The organism is Hydrogenophaga laconesensis (assembly GCF_031457235.1).
GTDB lineage: Bacteria > Pseudomonadota > Gammaproteobacteria > Burkholderiales > Burkholderiaceae_C > Hydrogenophaga > Hydrogenophaga laconesensis.
Genome location: NZ_JAVDWE010000005.1, coordinates 138703 through 160911, shown reverse-complemented (window position 1 = coordinate 160911; position 22209 = coordinate 138703). Strand labels below are relative to the sequence as shown.

The following is a 22209-nucleotide window of genomic DNA, read 5'->3' as shown; positions in this document are numbered from 1 at the left end:
AAATTCTACTTGACCCGTTTGAGTTGGGGCCTACCGCCCGGCCGCCCAGGGCCCGGGGGCGGTTCCGGTGGGTCACCGGCCGCGGCACCCTCGCTGGGCACGGAACGCAGCGGCCCCCTCGCGGGAGCGTCTGCGGGTACATCCGCGCCAGCAGGTGAATCCGACACAACAGCGGCATCCACCCCCGCACCGGATACCTGCGGAGCGGGGAACGCCATTCCCTGACCGTTCTCACGCGCATAGATCGCGATCACGTGACTGACAGGCACGATGATCTCGCGGGCCACGCCACCAAAGCGGGCCTTGAACTCAAGGAACTCGTTGCCCAACTTCAGGGAACTGGTGGCTTCCATGCTGACATTGAGCACGATCTCACCATTCTTCACAAACTCCATCGGCACCCGCACCGACGCATCCACCTGCACCGCAATGTAGGGAGAGAAACCGTTGTCGGCGCACCATTCATGCAGTGCACGGATCAGGTAAGGCCGAGTGGAAGGGATTTCCGGTTCGCTCATGACGTCGAGCCGCTCCGAGGAGCAGGCTGCCTTTTACTTGCGCATCACTTTCTCGGACGGCGTGAGCGCCTCGATGTAAGCCGGGCGCGAGAAGATCCGTTCAGCGTACTTCAGCAACGGGGCGGCGTTCTTGCTGAGCTCGATGCCATAGAAGTCCAGTCGCCAAAGCAAGGGTGCAATCGCCACATCAAGCATGGAGAAGTTGTCACCCAGCATGAACTTGTTTTTCAGAAACACCGGAGCGAGCTGGGTAAGGCGATCACGGATATGCGCGCGAGCCTTCTCCAACGCCTTCTCGTTGCCCTTGGAGCTGCGCGATTCGAGCATGGAAACGTGCGTGAACAGCTCCTTTTCGAAATTGAGCAGGAACAGGCGCACGCGCGCGCGGTCCACCGGGTCACCGGGCATCAGCTGCGGATGGGGAAATCGCTCATCAATGTACTCGTTGATGATGTTCGACTCATAGAGGATGAGATCGCGCTCGACCAGGATGGGCACCTGGCCGTAAGGGTTCATCACGCTGATGTCTTCGGGCTTGTTGTACAGATCGACATCCCGGATCTCGAAGTCCATGCCCTTTTCAAACAACACGAAACGGCAGCGGTGGGAGTAAGGGCAGGTGGTGCCCGAATACAAGACCATCATGAGGGAGTCTCCTTAAAACAAAAACAGTGGCTGCCAACATGCCCGCAGGCACTGCCAACCACTGTGGAACAACAGGAGCAGCCTTCAGCAGACCACTCCCTTCCTGATCAGATTATTTGACGTCTTTCCAGAAAGCGGCATTCAGACGCCAGGCCACGACGGTAAATGCGGCCAGAAACAACATCACCCAGATGCCGATGCGCACGCGAGAGTTCTGCGCAGGCTCGGCCATCCACTGCAGGTAAGCGACCAAATCGCCAACGTTGTCGTTGTACTGGGCTTCAGTCATCGTGCCAGGCTTGACCTGGGTCCAACCCTTCACCCGATCCACTTCATGGCCGTGGCTCATCACCTTCTCGTGCACAGGCCGGCGCTCTCCCTGCAGCTCCCACAGCGGGTGCGGCATACCGATGTTCGGGAAAGCCAGGTTGTTCCAGCCCGTGGGCTTGGTTTCATCGCGGTAGTAGGTGCGCAACAGCGTGTAGACGTAGTCGGCACCCGTACCAGCGCTGCTGGAGCGCGAACGAGCGATCAGCGTGAGGTCTGGCGGATTCACGCCAAAGAACTGCTTGGCCTGGCGAGGGTCGATCGCCGCCTTCATCGTGTCGCCGATCTTGTCGGTCGTGAAGGTCAGGTTCTCGGCGATCTGCTTGTCGTTCAGGCCAATGTCGCGCAGGCGGTTGTAGCGCATGAATGCCGCTGAGTGGCAGCTGAGGCAGTAGTTGACGAACAGCTTGGCACCGTTTTGCAGGGCCGCCATGTCATTGGTGCGCTGGGGCGCTTTGTCCAGCGGAATGCCACCGCCTGCGGCCAACGCAGCGCCCGACAGGCCCAGGGCCAGCATGAAGCCCATCAGAATTTTTTTCATTTGCTTGACTCTCCGGATTGGCTCTGTGGGGTTCAGTGGGGTTGGAACGTGACGCGATCGGGCACCGGCTTGAATTCGCCGAGGCGGCTCCACCAGGGCATCAGCAGGAAGAAGCCGAAGTAGAACAGCGTACCAACCTGGGACACACGCTCGCCGATGGGCGACGGCGGGAGCACCCCAAGGTAGCCAAGAATCAGGAAGTTGATCACAAACACCGTGTACAGCCAGATGTTCCAGGTCGGGCGGTAGCGGATGGACTTGACCGGGCTGTGATCGAGCCATGGCAGGAAGAACAGGATGATGACGGCGCCGCCCATGGCGACAACACCCCAGAACTTGGCATCGATGGACAGCATCAGCGCGACCGCCACCAGCGCGGCGATCACGATACCGGCCTTGATAGCACCGGACACCTTGGCCTTGACCGCTCCCAGAACCGCCGCCATGACGACGATGACCACGAGGGCATACATCATTTCGGTGGTGATGGCGCGCAGCATCGAGTAGAACGGCGTGAAGTACCAGACCGGCGCGATGTGCAGCGGAGTCACCAGCGGATCGGCCGGGATGAAATTGTTGTACTCGAGAAAGTAGCCACCGAACTCCGGTGCGAAGAAGATGATCGCCGAGAACGCCATCAGGAAGACGGAAACACCCAGGATGTCATGCACCGTGTAATACGGGTGGAACGGGATGCCATCGAGCGGTTTGCCAGATGCGTCCTTGTTGGCCTTGATCTCGACACCATCGGGGTTGTTGGATCCCACTTCGTGCAGCGCGATGATGTGCGCAACCACGAGACCCAGCAGCACCAGCGGCACGGCGATCACGTGGAAGCTGAAGAAGCGGTTCAGGGTGGCATCACCCACCACGAAGTCACCACGGATCAGCAGAGCGAGGTCGGGGCCGACGAAGGGAATGGCCGAGAACAGATTGACGATCACCTGGGCGCCCCAGTAGGACATCTGGCCCCACGGCAGCAGGTAACCCATGAAGGCTTCGGCCATGAGGCACAGGAAGATCGCGCAACCGAAGACCCACACCAGCTCGCGGGGCTTGCGGTAGCTGCCGTAGATCAGACCGCGAAACATGTGCAGATACACCACCACAAAGAACGCCGAAGCACCGGTGGAGTGCATGTAGCGGATCAGCCAGCCCCACGGCACGTCGCGCATGATGTACTCGACAGAGGCGAACGCCAGGTTGGCGTCCGGCTTGTAGTGCATCACCAGGAAGATCCCTGTCACGATCTGGATCACCAGCACCAAGAGGGCCAGCGAGCCGAAGAAGTACCAGAAGTTGAAGTTCTTGGGCGCGTAGTACTCGGAGAGATGCTCCTTGTACAGCTTGGACAGGGGGAACCGGTTGTCTACCCAGTTCAGTGCTTTCTGACCGATCGGTGCGTCGGGGGAAATTTCTTTGAATTCAGCCATGGGGGTGCCTCTGTGATCCGTTGTCTGCCAGCGCCGCTCAGGCCTGCTTCTCTTCGCCCACCAGCAAGGTGGTGTCGGACAGGTAGTAGTGCGGCGGCACTTCGAGGTTGTCGGGTGCGGGCTTGTTCTTGAAGACACGGCCAGCCACATCGAACGTGGAGCCATGGCAGGCACAGAGGAAACCACCCTTCCAGTCGTCTGGCAGCGAAGGCTGGGGCCCAGGGGTGAGCTTGTCGCCAGGGGAGCAGCCAAGATGGGTACAGATACCTACCGTCACGAGATATTCGGGCTTGATGGAGCGGTGACGATTCTTGGCGTACGCAGGCGTCGGGTAGGCCGTGCGGTCTGAATTGGGGTCGGCCAGCTGGCCGTCGAGCCCTTCCAGAGCAGCCAACTGCTCCGGAGTGCGGCGCAGGATCCATACTGGCTTGCCGCGCCATTCGACGACGATTTTCTCGCCAGGCTGGATGCCCGAGATATCCACCTCTACGGCAGCACCGGCAGCCTTGGCCCGCTCAGACGGCTGAAAAGTGCTCACGAAGGGAACGGCGACTGCGGCTGCTCCGGCACCACCCATGGCGCAGGAGGTGATCAGCCAGGTTCTGCGGCTGCGATCAACAGTCGCGCCTGCGGTTGCTTCACTCATGGGGATCTTTCAATGGAGTCGAGACGGGACACTGGGGACAACCCGGCATTGTACTGGAGCAGTCAAGGGGCTTTACCGCTTGTCGGGGTGTGTGACTTGGCTATTGCTCCCCAGCGATCCCAGCCTGCAGCCGGGAGGCTATCGGTGCCAGGGGACTGTGTGAGAATCATCCCTGGATCGCAAGCACATCGGCCCGTTTCGCCCGGGCCCGACAACCACCCGTCAACTGGAGGACCTCATGGGCATGTTGCAGGAATTCAAGGAATTTGCCGTCAAGGGCAACGTGATCGACCTCGCTGTGGGCGTCATCATCGGCGGCGCCTTCGGCAAGATCGTCACTTCGATGGTGGAAGACGTGATCATGCCGATCGTGGGCTCCATCTTCGGAAGCCTCGATTTCACCAACCTCTTCATTCCGCTGGCCAAGGTTCCAGAGGGCACAGCCCCTACCCTCGCCGCGCTCAAGGCGGCTGGTGTACCCACCCTCGCGTATGGCAGCTTCATCACCGTGGCACTGAACTTCACCATCATGGCGTTCATCATTTTCGTCATGGTCAAGCAGATCAACCGCCTCAAGCGCCAGGCACCTGCCGCTCCGGCCGAACCGCCACCGACACCTGAAGACATCGTCCTGCTGCGCGAGATTCGCGACAGCCTGCGCAAGTAGCCGCCGGCCGCACCCGTGAAGACGCCGGACCCGCAAGGGTTGCGGCGTTTTTTCTTCAGGTGGCTGCCAGCGCGGCGTCGATGGCAGCCAGCAGGCTGGTGGGGCTGGCCTGTCCGGTTCCGGCGATGTCAAACGCGGTTCCGTGGTCCGGGCTGGTACGGACGAAGGGCAGGCCCAGTGTGGTGTTCACGCCATGCTCCAGGCCGAGCAGCTTGACGGGAATCAGCCCTTGGTCATGGTACATCGCGACCACCACGTCAAAGGCCCCCTGCCGCGCGCGCATGAACACGGTATCGGGTGCATGTGGCCCGCTGACCAGCACTCCGGCTGCCCTCGCTTGCTCGACAGCGGGGGTGATCGCCTCGATCTCCTCCCGGCCAAACAGACCACCCTCGCCGGCATGCGGGTTCAATCCGGCAACCGCGACGCGAGGTGCATCGAAACCTGTGCGGCGGAAATGCGCGTCGGTGATGCGAATGGTCTCCAGTACTTGCTCGGGTGTGACCGCTTCCAGCGCCTGCCGCAGCGACACGTGGATGCTCACCAGAACCGTGCTCAGTCCCGGACAACTGAGCATCATGCGCACCGGCAGCTCTGACACGGGCACGCCCAGGTGCGACGCCGCCAGGGCCTGCAGCATCTCGGTGTGCCCGGGGTGATCGACGCCTGCCACCGCCAGCGCTTCCTTGTGGATCGGCGCCGTGACCAACGCCCTCGCCTTCCCGGAAAGAACGGCTTGGGCGCCCCAGCGAATGCAATCAGCCGCCGCCCTGCCCGCCTCGGCACTCACCCGGCCCAGGGGCACGGGCCGCAGAAGCGAGCAGGCCTGGATCACCGGCACGCAACCCGGTGGAACGGTACCGAAGGCCGACAACACCTCCACCTCGGCCAGCATCAGGGCGTCTGCGGCGGATGCCGGCCCGGAAGCGGTCGTGCGTAGCGCGCGCTGCATCGCGGCCACATCGCCCGCCACCACTACCTGTTGCTGGAGCGCAGGCCGCTCACGGAACGCCCGGGCGATGATTTCCGGGCCAATGCCAGCCGGATCACCCATGCTCACGACGATGGGAATTGGATGAGCAGTGGACATGCGGGGCCTCAGGCGGGGTTGTCGATGTCGATGAACATGTGCTCCAGACCGAGCTGGGACGACACATGTGCGCCGACCGCTGGAGCCCCATAGCGCTCCGAGGCGTGGTGACCACAGGCGATGTAGGCAACGCCGCATTCGCGCGCGTAGTGCGCCTGAGGCTCGGATATCTCGCCGGTGATGAACACATCCGCGCCAGCCGCGATCGCGGCCTCGAAGTAGCCCTGGGCGCCGCCCGTGCACAAGGCCACGCGGCGCAAGGGCCGGTCGGGCTCGGCCACGAGCGTGACAGCACGCCCCAGGCGCTTTGCCACATGGTCGGCCAGCGCAGCGGCAGACTTGCAGTCGCGCTCACCCATGAAACCCAGCGACTGGTCGCCGAACCGCCCTTGCTCCTCGGCAAGAATCCGCACCCCCAGATGGCGGGCGAGCTGGGCGTTGTTGCCCAACTCTGGGTGGGCATCCAGAGGGAGGTGGTAGGCAAACAGATTGATGTCGTTCGCCAGCAGCAAGGCGAGCCGCTGCTTCATCCAGCCTGTGACCCGGCCGTCCTGCCCACGCCAGAACAAGCCGTGGTGCACCAGAATGGCATCGGCACCCTCCGCCACGGCGGCTTCAATCAAGGCCCGACTGGCCGTGACGCCGCTGACCACTTTCCGCACGTCTGCCCGGCCTTCTACCTGCAGCCCGTTAGGCCCATAGTCCTTGAAACGCGAAGGCTGCAGCAGGGCATCCAGGGTGTCGGCCAATTGGGCCCGGGAGACAGCAGAGGACATGGGGCGAATGGCAGACATGGGGTGAGGAGTGGGGCGAGGCAGGTCCTCCATTCTGACACCCGCTCCGTCGATCGAAAGAAGTCCACCCGACCCTTGAAGCCGGCGGTGAACCCGCCCATTTGCAGGACAATATCGGCCACACGCCCTGGCCCCACCGCACCTTCAACCCGCTTTTGGCCCCTCCATGAAACGTCTCTGGCTCCTGTTCGCCCAAACCGTCACCGTGCTGGTGGCGGCTCTGTTTGTGGTGAACACATTGCAACCCCAATGGCTGAGCAAGCGCACGACCGTGGTACCTGTCTTCGAGGCAGCATCTGGCACCGCCGTGCCGCAAGTAGAAGGAAACGGCAGCTTCCGTGCGGCAGCCCGTGCGGCATCGGGCGCCGTGGTGAGCATCAACACCAGCAAGGCGCCCAGCACCGGCACACAGAGCGCCGACCCCTGGTTCCGTTTTTTCTTTGGTGACCAGGCACCTTCGCAACAGCAGAGCGGCCTCGGCTCCGGCGTGATCGTCAGCCCCGCCGGCTACGTACTGACCAACAACCACGTGATCGAGGAAGCGGACGAGATCGAGGTCATTCTCAACGACGGACGCAAGGCCGTCGCCCAGGTTATTGGTACCGACCCGGAGACCGACCTGGCCATCCTGAAAATCAACCTGACCGACTTGCCCGTGATCACCCTGGGCAACTCCGATGCGCTGGAAATCGGCGACCAGGTACTGGCCATTGGCAACCCTTTTGGCGTGGGCCAGACCGTGACCAGCGGAATCGTCAGCGCACTGGGCCGGACACAGCTGGGCATCAACACCTTCGAGAATTTCATCCAGACCGACGCCGCCATCAACCCGGGCAATTCCGGAGGTGCGCTGGTCGACGTGAGCGGTCAGCTGATGGGCATCAACACCGCCATCTACTCCCGCTCGGGTGGGTCGATGGGCATCGGCTTCGCCATCCCCACCTCCACCGCCCGCAGCGTGATGGAAGCGATTGTCAAGGACGGGCAAGTCACGCGCGGCTGGATCGGCGTCGAACCGCAGGACCTCAGCCCCGAACTCGCCGAGAACTTTGGCATGAAACCGGGCACGGGCGTCATCATCAGCGGTGTGCTGCAGAACGGGCCTGCTGCCCAGGCCGGTATCCGCCCGGGTGATGTGATCACCGCCGTCGGGGGCCGTCCGGTGAACAACGTGGCACAACTGCTGTCGGCGGTGGCCAACCTCTCGCCGGGTATAACCACTTCGCTCGACGTGGTCCGGCGCGAAGGCAAAACAAAAGTGGACGTCACGCCGGGTCGGCGCAACCTGCCACGGCAGCAGACGCTGCCTCGCTGAGCCGATCGTTCAGGAAGCGGTTTCCTGCTCGGTTTCGTCGTCGGTCTTTCCCGACGACTTGATGAACCACTGCGCACCCCAGATGCCCAGCTCGTAGAGCAGGCACATCGGCACGGCCAGCGCCAGCTGGGAAATCACGTCGGGCGGTGTGACAACGGCGGCAATCACGAACGCCACCACGATGAAGTACCCGCGGAAGTCCTTGAGCTTCTGCACGGTCACCATGTTCATCTTGACGAGCAGCACCACCACGATCGGCACCTGGAACGCCAGGCCGAAGGCCAGATAGAGCGACAGGATCGCTTCGACGTAGGAGGCGATGTCCGGCGTGGCGGCCACACTGGCCGGCGTGAACTTCTGGATGAAGCCAAACATCTTGTCCAGCACGAAGAACTGCACAAAGGCGATACCCACATACGCCAGCAGGCTGCCCATCACGATCAGGGGAATGGCAAAGCGCTTTTCGTGGCTGTACAGGCCCGGCGCCACGAAGGCCCAAACCTGGTACATCCACCAAGGCAGCGACAGCAGCAGCGCTGCCATGGCCAACACCTTGATGGGAACGAAGAAGGGCGAGAACACGCCCACGGCAATCAACTTGGCGTCCGGCGGCATGTGAGCGCGGATCGGCACCGCGATCAGGTCGATCAATCCACTCGGACCGGGCCACAGCGCCAGCAGGGCCATGCACACGGCGAGGCCGATGATGCCGCGCAGAAGCCTGTCACGCAGCTCCATCAGGTGCTGCACGAACGGCTGTTCGGAACCGGCGAGCTCGTCGGTGGGATCTTTGGAGTCGGACATCAACGGGGGGTGGAAGAGGAACGCGGCCGGAAGCGGGCCACGCGGGCCGCACCCGACTGGGTGCGAGTCCGCACGCCGGTACGGGCCTTGAACCACTGAGGCATCGCCTTCTGCTTGAGGCGCCAGTTTTTCTTGGGGTGTTTGTAGACCGGCGGAGTCTCGAGCGAGCCCATCGAACTGCCCGTGTCGTACGACGTGGACGGGCCATCGAGGCCAGATGTGGCCTCGGACCACGACTTCTCGAAGTCGCTGGCCGTGCTCTGGACCGAATTCTCCACGTCGCGCGCGGCCTCGGTCATCGAGTCCTTCATTTTCTTGAGCTCTTCCAGCTCCATGGAGCGGCTGACCTCCGCCTTGACGTCGGCCACATAGCGCTGCGCCTTGCCCAGCAGCGCGCCCACGGTGCGCGCCACGCGCGGCAGCTTCTCCGGTCCGATGACGATCAACGCCACCGCACCGATGAGGGCGAGCTTGGAAATGCCCAGATCAATCATGTGTCGGCCATCTTGCAGGCGTGGTGGGGGCGAAAATCACCCGTGGGTGTATGGCGCCAGAAAGGCGGGGCAGTCAGCCGGGAGGCTGTCAGCTCTTCTGCTTGGCTTCGACGTCGATGGCGTTTTTGTCAGCGCGGGAGGCGTCCTGGGTGACTTGACCGGGTGCGGCGTTGTCGGCGGGGTTTTGCCCACCCTCCTTCATGCCGTCCTTGAAACCCTTGACCGCTCCGCCGAGGTCAGAACCGATGTTCTTGAGCTTCTTGGTGCCGAACACCATCACCACGATCAGCAGCACGATCAGCCAGTGCCAGATGGAAAACGAACCCATGAGCAACTCCAGATTGGAAAATTAGGAAGCGAAAAGACGCTGTTCGTGGGATTCTAAGCCCGGGTGGGAGTTCAGCCACCCTCGCTGCCCAATACCGTAGCCCGCCAGACGGCGGTCAGCCTCGCAACCACGGACGCGGGCCACCCATCACATGCACGTGAAGGTGGTGCACTTCCTGCCCACCTTCAGCACCGTTGTTGCACACGATGCGAAATCCCCCTTCGGGGTATGGATTGCAGCCCTGCTCGAGCGCCAGACGTGGCGCCAGGGTCATGATCCGCCCCATCACGCGCTCGTGCTCGGGCCCCAGTTGGGCCATGGAGGGCAGATGCACCCTGGGAATCATCAGGAAATGCACGGGCGCCCAAGGATTGATGTCATGGAACGCAAAGATGTCTTCGTCCTCATAGACCTTCCTGGAGGGAATCTGGCCGGCAATGATCTTGCAGAAGATGCAGTTGGGATCGTGAGTACTCATGGGATCGTGGTGTTCAGTCGGGCATCGCCTGGCTGGCGTTCATGCGCACCATGCCTTTGACGATGCGGTACAGGAACCAGATGGAGATCAGGCACCAGGCAACCCATCCGGGCGCCACCAGCAGCAGCCACAGGGGGAGCGTCACCAGATAGAGCACAGCAGCCCAGATCACCGTGCGGATACGCCAGGAGAAATGGCTGGCTTGCCAGGTGCCTTCGGCATCGCCCTTTTTCACCAGGTCAATGATCAGCGCGATGATGAGCAGCACGGGGCTGGCCTGCGCCCCCGGCAACACGGCCCCCACCGCGACGATCAGGTGCAGGACGTAGCTGACCCAGCCAACCGTCTTGAGAGACTGGGCCTTCTCGCTGTCGACCGCCTTGACGTCGATGATGTCGCTCATGGGATCCTCCTCTCGTCAGCCAGCGGCCGGCCCAGCGGCTTCCCGCTGCAATACCTTGCGCATCGCTTTTTCTTCCAGACCACTCAGACCCTCGCGGCGCACCAGCTCCGCGATCACGTCAGCAGGGCTGAGGTTGTAGTGCGCCAGTGCGATCATGCAATGGAACCAGAGGTCAGCGGTTTCGTTCACCAGCTTCTGGCGATCGCCCCCGTGGTCGAGATCCTTCGCGGCCATCACGGCCTCGGTGGCCTCCTCACCGATCTTTTTCAGGAAGGTGTCGGGGCCCTTGTGCAGCAGACGGGCGACATAACTCTTGTCGGGATCGCCGCCGTTGGCCGGTTTGCGGCTCTCTATGACAGCGGCCAGACGGACCAGGTCATCGGTGTTGGACATGGATCGGTTACCTGTAGATCGACTCTGGATCTTTGAGCACGGGGTCGACGGCATGCCATTGCCCACCCTCAAAGCGCTGGAAGAAGCAGCTGTGGCGGCCGGTGTGGCAAGCGATGCCGGGTTCGTGCCCCAGTTGCGTCACCTTGAGCAGCACCACATCATTGTCACAGTCCAGGCGAATGTCGTGCACAGTCTGCACATGGCCCGACTCTTCACCCTTGAACCACAGCCGGTTGCGCGACCGGCTGTAGTAGACCGCCCGACCGAGCTCCGCCGTTTTCTGCAGCGCCTCACGGTTCATCCAGGCGAACATCAGCACGTCGCCAGAGACGGCCTCCTGCGCAATCACGGGCACCAGACCCTGTGCGTCCCACTTCACTTCATCCAGCCAGTTCATGGGGAGGAATCTACCATGGGCCTTACGCCCTGAAACCCCTCGCCACCGGAATGCCGTTAGGATGGCTCAACCCCTGCTCTGCGGCAGAGTGCCGGGGCCCTCCAACAACAAGGAAAACCATGAAGATCCGCACCCTGCTCCTGGTCTTGTTCATCCTGTTCATCGCCGGCTTCGTTGCCCTCAATTTTGAACAGATCCTTCAACCAACGGCACTCAATTTCGGCTTCACCCAGGTACAGGCCCCCATGGGCCTGGTGCTGCTGGGTATGCTGGCCCTGGTCCTCGTGGTTTTCCTGGCTGCGCTGGTCTACTACCAGACGCTGCATCTGATGGAGGTGCGCCGCATCACGCGCGAGGCCGCCGACCAGCGCGTGCTGGCCGACAAGGCCGAAGCGTCGCGGTTCACGGAGTTGCGGCAGTACCTGCAAGGCGAGCAAATCGCAACGACGGCGCGCGACGATGCGCTGGCCGAGAGGCTGCACGCGAAACTGGATCAGGTCCAGGCAGCACTCACTCAGGTGATCGAACAGAACGGCAACGGGCTGAGCGCGAGCATCGGGGAACTGGAGGACCGGATGGAGCGACGCCTTCCGCCCAGTGGCAGCGCTTCCATCTGACCAGCGGTTCAGCGCCGGACCGGAATCCCGCGTTCGGCCATGCGAGCCTTGGCCTGGGCCACCGTGAATTCGCCGTAGTGAAAAATACTGGCGGCCAGCACGGCATCTGCACCACCTTGCTGCACGCCGTCGGCCAGGTGATCGAGGTTGCCCACCCCACCTGAAGCAATCACGGGCACGCTCACAGCATCGGCCACCGCGCGCGTGAGAGCCAGATCGAAACCCGACTTGGTACCGTCGCGGTCCATGCTGGTGAGCAGGATCTCCCCTGCCCCCCAATCGGCCATCTTCGACGCCCAGGCCACCGCATCCAGCCCAGTGTTCTTGCGACCGCCGTGGCTGTAGACGTCCCACCCCTCGCCACGCTGCTCCAGATCGCTGCCCTGGCGGCGCTTGGCGTCGATCGCCACCACGATGCACTGGGCGCCATACTTGTCGGAAGCGTCGCGAATCACCTGTGGGTTGGCAATGGCAGCCGAATTGAAGCTGGTCTTGTCCGCGCCCGCATTGAGCAGACGGCGCACATCTTCCACCGTGCGGACCCCACCGCCCACCGTGAGCGGAATGAACACCTGCGACGCGACCGCTTCAATGATGTGCAGAATGAGATCCCGTCCGTCGGAGGTGGCGGTGATGTCCAGAAAGGTGAGTTCGTCGGCGCCCTGCTCGTTGTAACGGGCAGCAATTTCCACCGGGTCACCGGCATCGCGCAACTCCACAAAGTTGACGCCCTTGACGACGCGCCCGCCGGTCACGTCCAGGCAGGGAATGATGCGCTTGGCCAGCATGAACGCCTTATCCGTTGAGTTCGTCGGCGAGTTGCTGGGCCGCTTCGAAGTCGAGATCCCCGCTGTAGATCGAGCGACCGCAGATCACCCCCTCGACACCTTCATCCTCCACGGCACACAGGGATCGGATGTCTTCCAGGTTGGACAGGCCGCCGGAGGCAATGACAGGAATGGACAAAGCCCGCGCGAGCTTCACGGTAGCCTCGATATTGATGCCAGAGAGCATCCCGTCGCGGCCGATGTCGGTATAGATGATGCCTTCGACGCCGTAGTCCTCAAACTTGCGGCCCAGGTCCACCACTTCGTGGCCGGTGAGCTTGCTCCAGCCATCTGTGGCGACCTTGCCGTCCTTGGCGTCCAGGCCCACGATGATGTGGCCGCCGAACGCGGTGCAGGCATCCTGCAGGAAGCCCGGGTTCTTGACCGCCGCCGTGCCAATGATGACGTAACGCAGCCCGGCGTCCAGATAGCGCTCGATGGTATCGAGATCGCGGATGCCACCGCCCAGCTGCACGTCCACTTCGGCCCCCACCTCCTTGAGGATGGCGCGGATGGCCTGCTCATTCCTGGGCTTGCCTGCAAAAGCGCCATTGAGATCCACCAGGTGCACGCGCCGGGCACCTTTGTCCACCCAGCCGCGAGCGATGGCGGCCGGATCGTCGCCAAACACCGTGGATTGGTCCATGTCGCCTTGTTTGAGGCGAACGCACTGGCCGTCTTTCAGATCAATGGCAGGAATCAGCAGCATGATGGTGTGAATGGAGGGCGGATGGACTCAGGGATTCCAGGACAGAAAGTTGCGGTAGAGCGCCAGCCCCTGATCGGCGCTCTTTTCCGGGTGAAACTGGGTGGCAAAAATATTATCGCGGGCGATGGCAGCCGCAAAGCGCCCGCCGTAGTCGGCCTCGCCAACGCTGTGTGCCGCCGCCGCAGGGCGTGCATAAAAACTGTGCACGAAGTAGAAATAAGCCCCGTCCGCAATGCCCTGCCAGAGAGGGTGTGGCGCACCGCGCCCCAGGGCGTGAAACACCGGATTCCACCCCATCTGCGGCACCTTGAACCGGCTTCCATCGTCCTGTCGTCGTCCTTCCAGCTGGAAGCGCACCACTTCACCGGGAATCAGGCCCAGCCCATCGGTCGGCCCCTCCTCACTGCGGTCCAGCAGCATCTGCATGCCCACGCAGACGCCGAACAGGGGCTTGTGCGCCGCCGCGTACAACACGGCATCCTGCAACCCGGAGGCAGCGAGCTCGCGCATGCAGTCCCCCATGTGGCCCTGACCGGGCAGCACCACCCGATCAGCGTCCATCACATCCTGTGAACGGGCGGTGACCAGCACCTCCACGTCCTGCGCCTGCGCCACGTGCTGCACCGCCTGCGATACCGAGCGCAGGTTCCCGCTGCCGTAGTCCACCACGGCGACCGTCTTGCGTTTCATCGGGCTAGAAACTCAGAGTGAGCCTTTGGTCGAAGGAATCACATCGCCCATGCGCGGGTCGCGCTCCAGGGCCATGCGCAGGGCACGGGCGAAAGCCTTGAACACGGTTTCGGCTTGGTGGTGAGCATTTTCGCCGTGCAGGTTGTCGATGTGCAGCGTCACGCCGGCGTGGTTCACGAAGCCCTGGAAAAACTCGAACGCGAGCTGGGTGTCGAAGGCGCCGACCATGCCGCTCTTGAAGGGAACGCGCATGTGCAGGCCCGGGCGGCCCGAAAAGTCGATGACCACACGCGACAGGGCCTCATCCAGCGGCACATAGGCATGACCGTAGCGGCGGATTCCTTTTTTGTCGCCCACAGCCTGGGCAAACGCCTGGCCTAGCGTGATGCCCACGTCTTCCACCGTGTGGTGCCCGTCGATGTGCAGGTCGCCCTTGGCCTGGATGTCGAGATCGATCAGCCCGTGGCGGGCGATCTGGTCGAGCATATGGTCGAAAAAGCCGATGCCCGTGGACAGGCTGGCCTGGCCCGTGCCATCGAGGTTGATGCGCACGCCGATCTGCGTTTCCGAAGTGTTGCGTTGCACCTGTGCGACGCGGTCGGACACGGCGGGGACGGAAGTCTGGGTCATAGGGCGGTCTGGAGGGCGCGGATCAACTGGGCGTTTTCCGACGGAGTACCCACGGTCAGGCGCAGACAGTGGGTCAGCAGTGGGTGCATTTTAGAAACATTCTTCACCAGAATGCCCTGGGCCTTGAGGGCGTCGAAACTGCGTTGCGCATCCGGTACGCGCACCAGCACCATGTTGGCCTCGCTCGGGAACGGTTTCACACCCGGCAGATGGGTCAGCGTTTCGACCAGCAGCGTGCGCTGCTCGCGGATCTGGGCGGCCTGTTCGGCAAACACATTTGCGTGTTCCAGCGCGAAGAGGGCGCACTCTGCGTTCAGCACGCTCACGTTGTAAGGGGGGCGCAGCTTGTCGATCTCGTGCACCAGCGCCTGCGGGCCGATCATGTAGCCAATGCGGACCCCTGCCAGACCGAATTTGGACAGCGTGCGCATGAGCAACACGTTCGCATTGGCCGTCGGCTGCGCGCGGATCTCGTCCAGCCAGCTGTGGCGGGAGAACGGCTGGTAGGCCTCATCGATCACAACCAGTCCACCAAAACCAGTCGCCTCCACGATGAGCCGGCGGATGGTCTCCGCATTCCATAGGTTGGCGGTCGGGTTGTTGGGATAGGCGATGTAGGTGACGGCGGGCCGGTGCTCCCGCATTGCAGCCAGCATGGCGGCCTCGTCGAGTTCGAAGTCTGCGGTGAGCGGTACACCCACGAACTTCAGGCCTTGCAGCTGCGCACTCATCGCGTACATCACGAAGCCCGGCAGCGGCGCCAGGATGCTTGCACCCGGCAGGTCACAGCCCATCGCAAGCAAAGAGATCAGCTCGTCCGAGCCGTTGCCCAGCATGAGGCCGCAACCCGATGGCAGGTCCACGTAGCGGACCAGCGCCTGCTTGAGTTCATCGATGCGGGCACCAGGGTAGCGGTGGATGGCCACAGCACCCAGGCGCGCGCCCAGCCCGGCCTGCAGGGCTGGAGGCAGCGGGTACGGGTTCTCCATCGCATCGAGCTTGACCATACCGGTCGAATCCTGGATGGCATAGGCGTGCATGGACTGCACGTCCTGACGGATCATGTCCATCGGGCTCGCGCTCATTTCGCACTCCGCATCGGGGGCACGACGTCCAGCCGCATTTCGGCCGCACGAGCATGTGCCTGCAGGCCTTCGCCGTACGCCATCTCTGCGGCGATGCTGCCCAATGTCTGGGCACCGGCGGAGCTGACCTCGATCAGGCTGCTGCGCTTCTGAAAGTCGTAAACGCCCAGCGGCGAGGAAAAGCGTGCTGTTCCGCTGGTGGGCAGTACGTGGTTCGGTCCGGCGCAATAGTCGCCCAGGCTTTCACTGGTGTAGGCACCCAGGAAGATCGCGCCCGCGTGTCGCAGCAGCGGTTCCCAGCGGTGTGGGTCGCTGCTGGAGACCTCCAGGTGTTCCGGGGCGATGCGGTTGCTGATGGCACAGGCCTCTTCCATGCTACGGGTGTGGATCAGCGCCCCGCGGTCGTTCAGGCTTTTCACGATGATGGCCGCCCGGGGCATGGACGGCAGCAGGCGGTCGATCTCCCTCTGCACCGCCTCGATGTACGCCTCGCTGGGGCACAGCAGGATGCTTTGCGCCAGCTCGTCATGCTCGGCCTGGCTGAACAGGTCCATCGCCACCCATTCGGCAGGCGTGCTGCCATCGGCCAGCACAAGGATTTCGCTCGGGCCGGCGATCATGTCGATGCCCACCGTGCCGAACACCCGCTTCTTGGCACTGGCCACATAGGCGTTGCCCGGGCCAGTGATCTTGTCTACCCTGGGCACGGTGGCGGTGCCATAGGCCAGCGCCGCAACCGCCTGGGCACCACCGATGGTGAAGGCGCGGGTGACGCCCGCCACGTAGGCAGCCGCCAGCACCAGGTCGTTGCGCTCACCGCGCGCCGACGTGCTCTCGCCATTGCCGCCGGTGGCCACACTGCCACGAACCGGCGTGGGCACCACCATGATGATTTCCTGCACACCAGCCACGTGCGCGGGGACGGCGTTCATGATCAGACTGGACGGGTACGCTGCCTTGCCGCCGGGCACGTAGATACCTACGCGGTCCAGCGGCGTCACCTTCTGGCCCAGCAGCGTACCGTCCTCGTCGCGGTAGCTCCAGCTCTCGCCCCCTGCCTTCTTCTGCGCTTCGTGGTAACTGCGTACGCGGCGCGTGGCCGCCTGCAGCGCGTCGCGCTGGGCGTTGGGCAGGCTGTCGAAAGCCGCCTTGAAGTCGGCTTGCGTGAGCTCGAGATCGGCCATCGTGCTGGCGGACAGGCCGTCGAAGCGCGCGGTGTACTCGAGCACCGCCGCGTCGCCCCGTTCGCGCACATCGGTCAGGATGTCGGCCACGCGCAGCTCGATCGCGCCGTCGGTCTCGGCCGACCAATGCAGACGGGCCGCGAACTGCGCCTCGAACTCGGAGTCAGCGGTGGAGAGTCGGGCAGGGCGGGCTAAAAGGCTCATGGCTGGACAGCGGGTTTCTCGATGGCTTGCGCGAAGGCGTCAATGATGGGGCGGATCGCAGCCTGCTTGAGTTTGAGAGAAGCCTGGTTGACAACCAGCCGCGCGCTGATATCCATGATGCGCTCCACTTCCACCAGGTGATTCGCCTTGAGCGTGTTGCCCGTGGACACGAGGTCGACGATGGCATCGGCCAGGCCGGTCAGCGGCGCCAGCTCCATGCTGCCGTACAGCTTGATCAGGTCCACGTGCACACCCTTGCCCGCGAAGAACTCGCGCGCGATGCTGGTGTACTTGGTGGCGACCTTCAGGCGCGACCCCTGGCGCACCGCCGAGGCATAGTCGAAGTCGGCCCGCACCGCCACGCTCACGCGACAGCGCGAGATATTCAGGTCCAGCGGCTGGTAGAGGCCCTGGCCACCGTGCTCGATGAGCGTGTCCTTGCCGGTCACACCGAGATCCGCACCTCCATGCTCGACGTAGGTCGGCACGTCGGTGGCGCGCACCAGCACGACGCGCACGCCGGGCTGGCTCGTGGCAAGAATGAGCTTGCGAGACTTTTCGGGATCTTCCAGCACCTCGATGCCCGCTGCACGGAGCAGAGGCAAGGTCTCGTCGAAGATGCGACCTTTGGAAAGGGCGAGAGTGATCATTTGATGCGTTCGATGTCAGCGCCGATACCGCGCAACTTGGCTTCCATCTGGTCGTAGCCCCGATCCAGGTGGTAGATGCGGTCGACGATGGTCTCACCTTCGGCCACCAGACCAGCAATCACCAGGCTGGCGGAGGCGCGCAGGTCGGTGGCCATTACCGTGGCACCCGACAGGCGCGGAATACCTTCGATGATCGCCACCTTGCCGTCGGTCTGGATGTGGGCGCCCAGTCGCACGAGTTCGTTGACGTGCATGAACCGGTTCTCGAAGATGGTCTCGGTGACCTTGCTGGGCCCATCGGCGATGCAGTTGAGCGCCATGAACTGCGCCTGCATGTCGGTCGGAAACCCCGGATATTCGGTGGTTCGGAAGCTCTGCGCCTTCAGGCGACCGGTCGCTCGCACACGAATGAAAACACCACCACCGTCCTGGCCTGCCTCGATCTCGGCCCCCGCCTCGCGCAGTTTGTCGATCACAGCGTCCAGATGGTCCGCGCGGCCGTGGCGCAGCACCACGTCGCCACCCGCGGCCGCCACTGCGCAGAGGAAGGTACCAGCCTCGATGCGGTCGGCCACCACCTGGTGCGTGCAGCCATGCAGGCTGTCCACACCCTGCACATGGATGCGGCTGGTGCCATGGCCTTCGATCTTCGCGCCCATGGCGATGAGCATCTCGGCCAGATCGCCGATCTCGGGCTCCTGCGCGGCGTTCTCCAGCACCGTCTCGCCCTGGGCCAGTGCCGCGGCCATGAGGAAGTTTTCGGTGCCAGTCACGGTCACCATGTCGGTGGCGATGCGGGCCCCGTGCAGCCGCGTCCTGCCCATGGGCAGTCGCGCCTCCATGTAGCCATGCTCCACCACGATTTCGGCCCCCATGGCCTGCATGCCCTTGATGTGTTGGTCCACCGGCCGCGAGCCGATCGCACAGCCGCCAGGCAGCGACACTCGGGCGTGGCCGAAGCGCGCCAGCAGCGGCCCGAGCACCAGCACCGAAGCGCGCATGGTCTTGACCAGCTCGTAAGGTGCCTCGGCCTTGATCGGGTCTGCCGCCTTCAGCGTGATGCCGCTGCGGTCTTCCCGGGTCTGCGTCTGCACGCCCATGTTGTCGAGCAGCTTGCGCATGGTGACCACGTCCTGCAGGCGTGGCAGGTTGTTCAGCGTCACCAGCTCGGGGGTGAGCAGTGCGGCGCACAACTCGGGCAACGCGGCGTTCTTGGCGCCGGAAATGAGCACCTCACCCGTGAGGGTGCGACCACCGTTGATTCGCAGTTTGTCCATGGAGCGCGTCAGTTTCGGGGTTGGCCTGCCCATTCGGCGGGTGTGAAGGTTTTCATCGACAAGGCGTGCACTTCGTCGTTCTGGATGCGTTGACCCAGGGTGCCGTAAACGGCCTGGTGGCGCTTGATCGCGCGCAGCCCCTCGAACGCTGGCGAGACGATCACTGCAGCCCAATGACGGCCGTCACCGGTGACTTCGATGTGCTCGCAGGGGAGGCCGGCGGCGATGAGGGATTGCAATTCTTCAGCGGTCATGGGTTGTCTAGTGCCGAATCTTGTAGCCGATCTTGAGCAGGTGCAGCGCGAACGCGCTCACCACGGTCAGCGCGCCGCCCACCAGGGCCAGGCTGATCCAGGGCGACACATCGCTCACGCCGAAAAAGCCATAGCGGAAGCCGTCGATCATGTAGAAGAACGGGTTGAGGTGGCTCACGCGCTGCCAGAAGTCGGGCAAGGAATGAATGGAGTAGAACACGCCCGAGAGAAAGGTCATGGGCACGATGATGAAGTTCTGGAAAGCGGCCATCTGATCGAACTTCTCGGCCCAGAGGCCGGCGATGAGGCCCAGCGTGCCCAGCAGGGCCGCTCCCATGAAGCCAAATGCCAGGATCCACAGTGGCGCCACCAGCGACGGCTGGGCAAACCACCAGGTAACCACCATCACGCCCATCCCGACGGCCATGCCACGCACGATGGACGAGCCCACGTAGGCCACGAACCACGCGCGGTGCGACAGCGGCGTGAGCAGCAGGAACACCAGGTTGCCCATGATCTTGCTCTGAATGAGCGAGGACGAGCTGTTGGCGAACGCGTTCTGCAACACGCTCATCATCACCAGACCTGGCAACAGGAAAGCCGTGTAGCTCACGGTGTCATAGACCTGCACGCGCCCTTCCAGCACATGGCCGAAGATCATGAGATAGAGGATGGCGGTGATCACCGGTGCGGCAACGGTCTGGAAGCCCACCTTCCAGAAGCGCAGCACTTCCTTGTAGAACAGGCTTTGCCAGCCAGTCATGCGTTCCTCGCTCCTACACCCGTCACTGTGTCTGCGGCACCGGCATCCGGAGGCGTCTCACCCGGCAACGGGACGGGCCCAGGCCGGCCACCGGTACCCGTGAGGTCGAGAAACACATCCTCCAGATCGGCCTTGCGGATCTCGATGTCTTCGGGCGAGACCCCTACCTCGCGCAGCCGCGCGAGGATGCGCTCGACCGCCAGGGCATCGTTCGCGGGCAACTGCACCACACGGCCGGTGATCCGGGCCTGCACCGCCAGGTCGATCGGCAGGGCCGCATCGGTCTTGAAGCGCAGTACGTTGGAAGCAGCCCGCGCCAGCAGCGCGGAAGTGGACTCGAGCGCCACCACCCTGCCCTGCTTGAGCATGGCAATACGGCCACACAGGGCCTCCGCCTCCTCCAGGTAGTGCGTGGTCAGCAACACGGTGCTCCCGCGACTCTTGTTGAGATCGGAGACGAACTGCCACAACGTCTGGCGCAATTCCACGTCCACGCCGGCAGTCGGTTCGTCCAGCACGATCACGGAAGGCTTGTGTACCAGCGCCTGGGCGATCAGCACACGGCGCTTCATGCCACCCGAAAGCTGACGCATGTTGGCAGTGGCTTTGTCGGCCAGACCCAGACCATCGAGAAGCTCATCGATCCAGGCGTCGTTGCGCTGCATGCCGAAGTAGCCCGACTGGATGCGCAGGGCCTCGCGGACATTGAAGAAGGGATCGAACACCAGCTCCTGGGGCACGACACCGAGCCGCCGACGTGCGGTGGCGTAATCGGATTGGACATCGCTGCCGTGCACAAGCACCCGGCCCGAACTGGCCCGCGCCAGCCCTGCGAGAACGCTGATGAGCGTGGTCTTGCCGGCACCATTGGGGCCGAGCAACCCGAAAAATTCGCCCTCCTCGATGTCGAATGACACCGATTGCAGCGCGTGCAGATCGCCGCGAGGAGTCGGGTAGGTCTTGGAAACTTGCTGGAAGGAGACGGCTGGCATGCGCGGGCGGGACCCTTGGGTCACCGGCCACGGGGCAGGACATCTGGCGTCCGCCGGTGAACCCGGTATTTTATGCGCCCCCCTCCCGCTCTGCTGGCGGGGGGTTGCCCATCACACTTCAGGCAGCGAGCAACTCACGCACGCCGTAGAGCGAGGCGAGGTCTTCCAGGCGCCGGGGCCAGCCGCTGACCCGAAGCTCACGGCCCTGGGCCAGCACGCGGCGGCGCAACTCCAGCAGGACCGACAGCGCAGAGGAGTCGAACACCTGCAGGGAAGCGGCGTCGATTTCCACGGTCTGGTCCGAATGTGACCTCAGCTCAGCCCCCAGACGCGCCAAGGTGTGATCAGCTTCCACGAGCGTGAGGCGCTCCGGCAGGGACAGGGGGGCAGCAACGGCCACGGCAGTCATCAGCTCTTGCCGACCATGTTCTTGTTGGTCTGCGCCAGCCAGGCAATCAGGCCATCGACGCCCTTGCTGCCTGCTTCCTGGGCAAAGCGGGTGCGATAGTTCTCACGCAACCAGACACCCAGGACGTTGATGTCAATGACCTTCCAGCCGGCGGGGGTCTTCTCCAGCTTGTAGTCCAGCTGGATGTCCGAACTGCCCTGTCCCTTCACGAACGAACGCACCACCACTTCGGTATCGGCGGGGTTCGCCCGGAACGGCCGGAAGCTCAGGGTCTGGTCCTTCACTTCACTGAGCGCACCGGAGTACGTGCGCAACAGAAGGGTCTTGAACTCGTCCTGGATGCGTTGCTGCTGCTCGGGTGTGGCCTGGGCCCAGTACCGGGCTGCGGCAAACCGGGTGATGCTCTCGAAATTCACGTTGGGCATGACCTTGCTGTCGACCAGCGCAACGATCTTGGCCATATCGCCGCCGCGCAGCGCCGGGTCGGCCTTGATGTCAGCCAGGACTTCATTCGACATGCGCTTGACCAGCGCATCGGGCGCTTCGCCCTGCGCGAGGGCGGGCAGGGTCCAGGCGCTGGAGACAGTCAGGGCCATCACGGCAAACCAAGAGCGGCGTTTCATCATGTTCTATTCCTTTCGAGCC

General features: G+C 63.4%; 30 protein-coding genes. 3 read left to right on the top strand and 27 right to left on the bottom strand.

The window, feature by feature from the left end; translation table 11 throughout:
• Nucleotides 1-5: 5 nt before the first annotated feature.
• From J2X09_RS11030 to petA, 5 genes are all read right to left on the bottom strand, one after another.
• The gene (locus J2X09_RS11030; RefSeq protein WP_204733473.1) at nucleotides 6-518 is read right to left on the bottom strand and encodes a ClpXP protease specificity-enhancing factor; all 513 of its coding nucleotides are present in this window, start codon (nucleotides 516-518) and stop codon (nucleotides 6-8) included.
• 33 nt (nucleotides 519-551) lie between these two features.
• Entirely contained in the window at nucleotides 552-1163 is a 612-nt protein-coding gene (locus J2X09_RS11025; protein ID WP_204733472.1) for a glutathione S-transferase N-terminal domain-containing protein, read from the bottom strand.
• Between the two features lie 112 nt (nucleotides 1164-1275).
• Entirely contained in the window at nucleotides 1276-2031 is a 756-nt protein-coding gene (locus tag J2X09_RS11020) for a cytochrome c1 (RefSeq protein WP_204733471.1), read from the bottom strand.
• A gap of 32 nt (nucleotides 2032-2063) precedes the next feature.
• Entirely contained in the window at nucleotides 2064-3464 is a 1401-nt protein-coding gene (locus J2X09_RS11015) for a cytochrome b (RefSeq protein ID WP_204733470.1), read from the bottom strand.
• 37 nt (nucleotides 3465-3501) lie between these two features.
• A complete protein-coding gene (petA, locus tag J2X09_RS11010; protein ID WP_204733469.1) occupies nucleotides 3502-4110 on the bottom strand; it encodes a ubiquinol-cytochrome c reductase iron-sulfur subunit in 609 nt (202 codons plus the stop codon).
• A gap of 238 nt (nucleotides 4111-4348) precedes the next feature.
• Here petA and mscL point away from each other — a divergent pair, with 238 nt between their 5' ends.
• On the top strand, nucleotides 4349-4777 hold the full coding sequence (mscL, locus tag J2X09_RS11005; protein ID WP_204733468.1) for a large conductance mechanosensitive channel protein MscL: 429 nt from the start codon (nucleotides 4349-4351) through the stop codon (nucleotides 4775-4777).
• Nucleotides 4778-4832: 55 nt separating this feature from the next.
• On the opposite strand, the gene pdxA is transcribed toward mscL, so the two are convergent.
• Both pdxA and J2X09_RS10995 read right to left on the bottom strand, forming a co-directional pair.
• A complete protein-coding gene (gene pdxA, locus J2X09_RS11000) occupies nucleotides 4833-5867 on the bottom strand; it encodes a 4-hydroxythreonine-4-phosphate dehydrogenase PdxA (RefSeq protein WP_204733467.1) in 1035 nt (344 codons plus the stop codon).
• An 8-nt stretch (nucleotides 5868-5875) separates the two neighbouring features.
• On the bottom strand, nucleotides 5876-6643 hold the full coding sequence (locus J2X09_RS10995) for a Nif3-like dinuclear metal center hexameric protein (protein WP_204733466.1): 768 nt from the start codon (nucleotides 6641-6643) through the stop codon (nucleotides 5876-5878).
• 184 nt (nucleotides 6644-6827) lie between these two features.
• Here J2X09_RS10995 and J2X09_RS10990 point away from each other — a divergent pair, with 184 nt between their 5' ends.
• Complete coding sequence (locus J2X09_RS10990) at nucleotides 6828-7976, top strand: S1C family serine protease (RefSeq protein ID WP_204733465.1); 1149 nt, start codon at nucleotides 6828-6830, stop codon at nucleotides 7974-7976.
• A gap of 9 nt (nucleotides 7977-7985) precedes the next feature.
• On the opposite strand, the gene tatC is transcribed toward J2X09_RS10990, so the two are convergent.
• From tatC to hisI, 7 genes are all read right to left on the bottom strand, one after another.
• The gene (gene tatC / locus J2X09_RS10985) at nucleotides 7986-8780 is read right to left on the bottom strand and encodes a twin-arginine translocase subunit TatC (RefSeq protein ID WP_204733464.1); all 795 of its coding nucleotides are present in this window, start codon (nucleotides 8778-8780) and stop codon (nucleotides 7986-7988) included.
• A complete protein-coding gene (gene tatB, locus J2X09_RS10980; RefSeq protein ID WP_204733463.1) occupies nucleotides 8780-9274 on the bottom strand; it encodes a Sec-independent protein translocase protein TatB in 495 nt (164 codons plus the stop codon). Before tatB ends, tatC begins: the two co-directional genes overlap by 1 nt.
• Nucleotides 9275-9362: 88 nt before the next feature.
• Nucleotides 9363-9602: a Sec-independent protein translocase subunit TatA gene (tatA, locus tag J2X09_RS10975; RefSeq protein WP_204733462.1), complete on the bottom strand. Its 240-nt coding sequence runs from the start codon at nucleotides 9600-9602 to the stop codon at nucleotides 9363-9365.
• Nucleotides 9603-9717: 115 nt separating this feature from the next.
• The gene (locus tag J2X09_RS10970; RefSeq protein WP_204733461.1) at nucleotides 9718-10080 is read right to left on the bottom strand and encodes a histidine triad nucleotide-binding protein; all 363 of its coding nucleotides are present in this window, start codon (nucleotides 10078-10080) and stop codon (nucleotides 9718-9720) included.
• A gap of 13 nt (nucleotides 10081-10093) precedes the next feature.
• Nucleotides 10094-10483, bottom strand: a complete 390-nt coding sequence (locus J2X09_RS10965; protein WP_204733460.1) for a DUF4870 family protein — start codon at nucleotides 10481-10483, stop codon at nucleotides 10094-10096.
• A gap of 15 nt (nucleotides 10484-10498) precedes the next feature.
• Nucleotides 10499-10876, bottom strand: coding sequence for a phosphoribosyl-ATP diphosphatase (locus tag J2X09_RS10960; RefSeq protein WP_204733459.1), 378 nt, complete (start codon nucleotides 10874-10876; stop codon nucleotides 10499-10501).
• 7 nt (nucleotides 10877-10883) lie between these two features.
• Nucleotides 10884-11273, bottom strand: coding sequence for a phosphoribosyl-AMP cyclohydrolase (gene hisI / locus J2X09_RS10955; RefSeq protein WP_204733458.1), 390 nt, complete (start codon nucleotides 11271-11273; stop codon nucleotides 10884-10886).
• Nucleotides 11274-11392: 119 nt separating this feature from the next.
• Between hisI and J2X09_RS10950 the strand changes: the two genes are divergently transcribed.
• Nucleotides 11393-11890, top strand: coding sequence for a LapA family protein (locus J2X09_RS10950; protein ID WP_204733457.1), 498 nt, complete (start codon nucleotides 11393-11395; stop codon nucleotides 11888-11890).
• Nucleotides 11891-11898: 8 nt separating this feature from the next.
• On the opposite strand, the gene hisF is transcribed toward J2X09_RS10950, so the two are convergent.
• From hisF to J2X09_RS10885, 13 genes are all read right to left on the bottom strand, one after another.
• Nucleotides 11899-12678 carry an imidazole glycerol phosphate synthase subunit HisF gene (hisF, locus tag J2X09_RS10945; protein WP_204733456.1) on the bottom strand — a complete coding sequence of 260 codons (780 nt, stop codon included), beginning with the start codon at nucleotides 12676-12678 and terminating at the stop codon, nucleotides 11899-11901.
• Between the two features lie 7 nt (nucleotides 12679-12685).
• A complete protein-coding gene (hisA, locus tag J2X09_RS10940; RefSeq protein ID WP_204733455.1) occupies nucleotides 12686-13426 on the bottom strand; it encodes a 1-(5-phosphoribosyl)-5-[(5-phosphoribosylamino)methylideneamino]imidazole-4-carboxamide isomerase in 741 nt (246 codons plus the stop codon).
• A gap of 27 nt (nucleotides 13427-13453) precedes the next feature.
• On the bottom strand, nucleotides 13454-14116 hold the full coding sequence (gene hisH, locus J2X09_RS10935; protein WP_204733454.1) for an imidazole glycerol phosphate synthase subunit HisH: 663 nt from the start codon (nucleotides 14114-14116) through the stop codon (nucleotides 13454-13456).
• A 12-nt stretch (nucleotides 14117-14128) separates the two neighbouring features.
• Complete coding sequence (hisB, locus tag J2X09_RS10930) at nucleotides 14129-14746, bottom strand: imidazoleglycerol-phosphate dehydratase HisB (protein ID WP_204733453.1); 618 nt, start codon at nucleotides 14744-14746, stop codon at nucleotides 14129-14131.
• A complete protein-coding gene (gene hisC / locus J2X09_RS10925) occupies nucleotides 14743-15831 on the bottom strand; it encodes a histidinol-phosphate transaminase (RefSeq protein ID WP_204733452.1) in 1089 nt (362 codons plus the stop codon). Before hisC ends, hisB begins: the two co-directional genes overlap by 4 nt.
• Nucleotides 15828-17219, bottom strand: a complete 1392-nt coding sequence (hisD, locus tag J2X09_RS10920) for a histidinol dehydrogenase (RefSeq protein ID WP_204733451.1) — start codon at nucleotides 17217-17219, stop codon at nucleotides 15828-15830. Before hisD ends, hisC begins: the two co-directional genes overlap by 4 nt.
• Nucleotides 17216-17869: an ATP phosphoribosyltransferase gene (gene hisG / locus J2X09_RS10915; RefSeq protein WP_204733450.1), complete on the bottom strand. Its 654-nt coding sequence runs from the start codon at nucleotides 17867-17869 to the stop codon at nucleotides 17216-17218. Before hisG ends, hisD begins: the two co-directional genes overlap by 4 nt.
• Nucleotides 17866-19146, bottom strand: coding sequence for a UDP-N-acetylglucosamine 1-carboxyvinyltransferase (gene murA / locus J2X09_RS10910; protein WP_204733449.1), 1281 nt, complete (start codon nucleotides 19144-19146; stop codon nucleotides 17866-17868). Before murA ends, hisG begins: the two co-directional genes overlap by 4 nt.
• An 8-nt stretch (nucleotides 19147-19154) precedes the next feature.
• Entirely contained in the window at nucleotides 19155-19400 is a 246-nt protein-coding gene (locus J2X09_RS10905) for a BolA family protein (RefSeq protein WP_204733448.1), read from the bottom strand.
• A 7-nt stretch (nucleotides 19401-19407) separates the two neighbouring features.
• Nucleotides 19408-20163: an ABC transporter permease gene (locus J2X09_RS10900; RefSeq protein WP_204733447.1), complete on the bottom strand. Its 756-nt coding sequence runs from the start codon at nucleotides 20161-20163 to the stop codon at nucleotides 19408-19410.
• The gene (locus J2X09_RS10895; protein ID WP_204733446.1) at nucleotides 20160-21155 is read right to left on the bottom strand and encodes an ABC transporter ATP-binding protein; all 996 of its coding nucleotides are present in this window, start codon (nucleotides 21153-21155) and stop codon (nucleotides 20160-20162) included. Before J2X09_RS10895 ends, J2X09_RS10900 begins: the two co-directional genes overlap by 4 nt.
• 118 nt (nucleotides 21156-21273) lie before the next feature.
• Entirely contained in the window at nucleotides 21274-21564 is a 291-nt protein-coding gene (locus J2X09_RS10890) for an STAS domain-containing protein (protein ID WP_204733445.1), read from the bottom strand.
• Nucleotides 21564-22187 carry an MlaC/ttg2D family ABC transporter substrate-binding protein gene (locus tag J2X09_RS10885; RefSeq protein WP_204733615.1) on the bottom strand — a complete coding sequence of 208 codons (624 nt, stop codon included), beginning with the start codon at nucleotides 22185-22187 and terminating at the stop codon, nucleotides 21564-21566. The genes J2X09_RS10890 and J2X09_RS10885 overlap by 1 nt, the downstream gene beginning before the upstream one ends.
• Nucleotides 22188-22209: the final 22 nt, after the last annotated feature.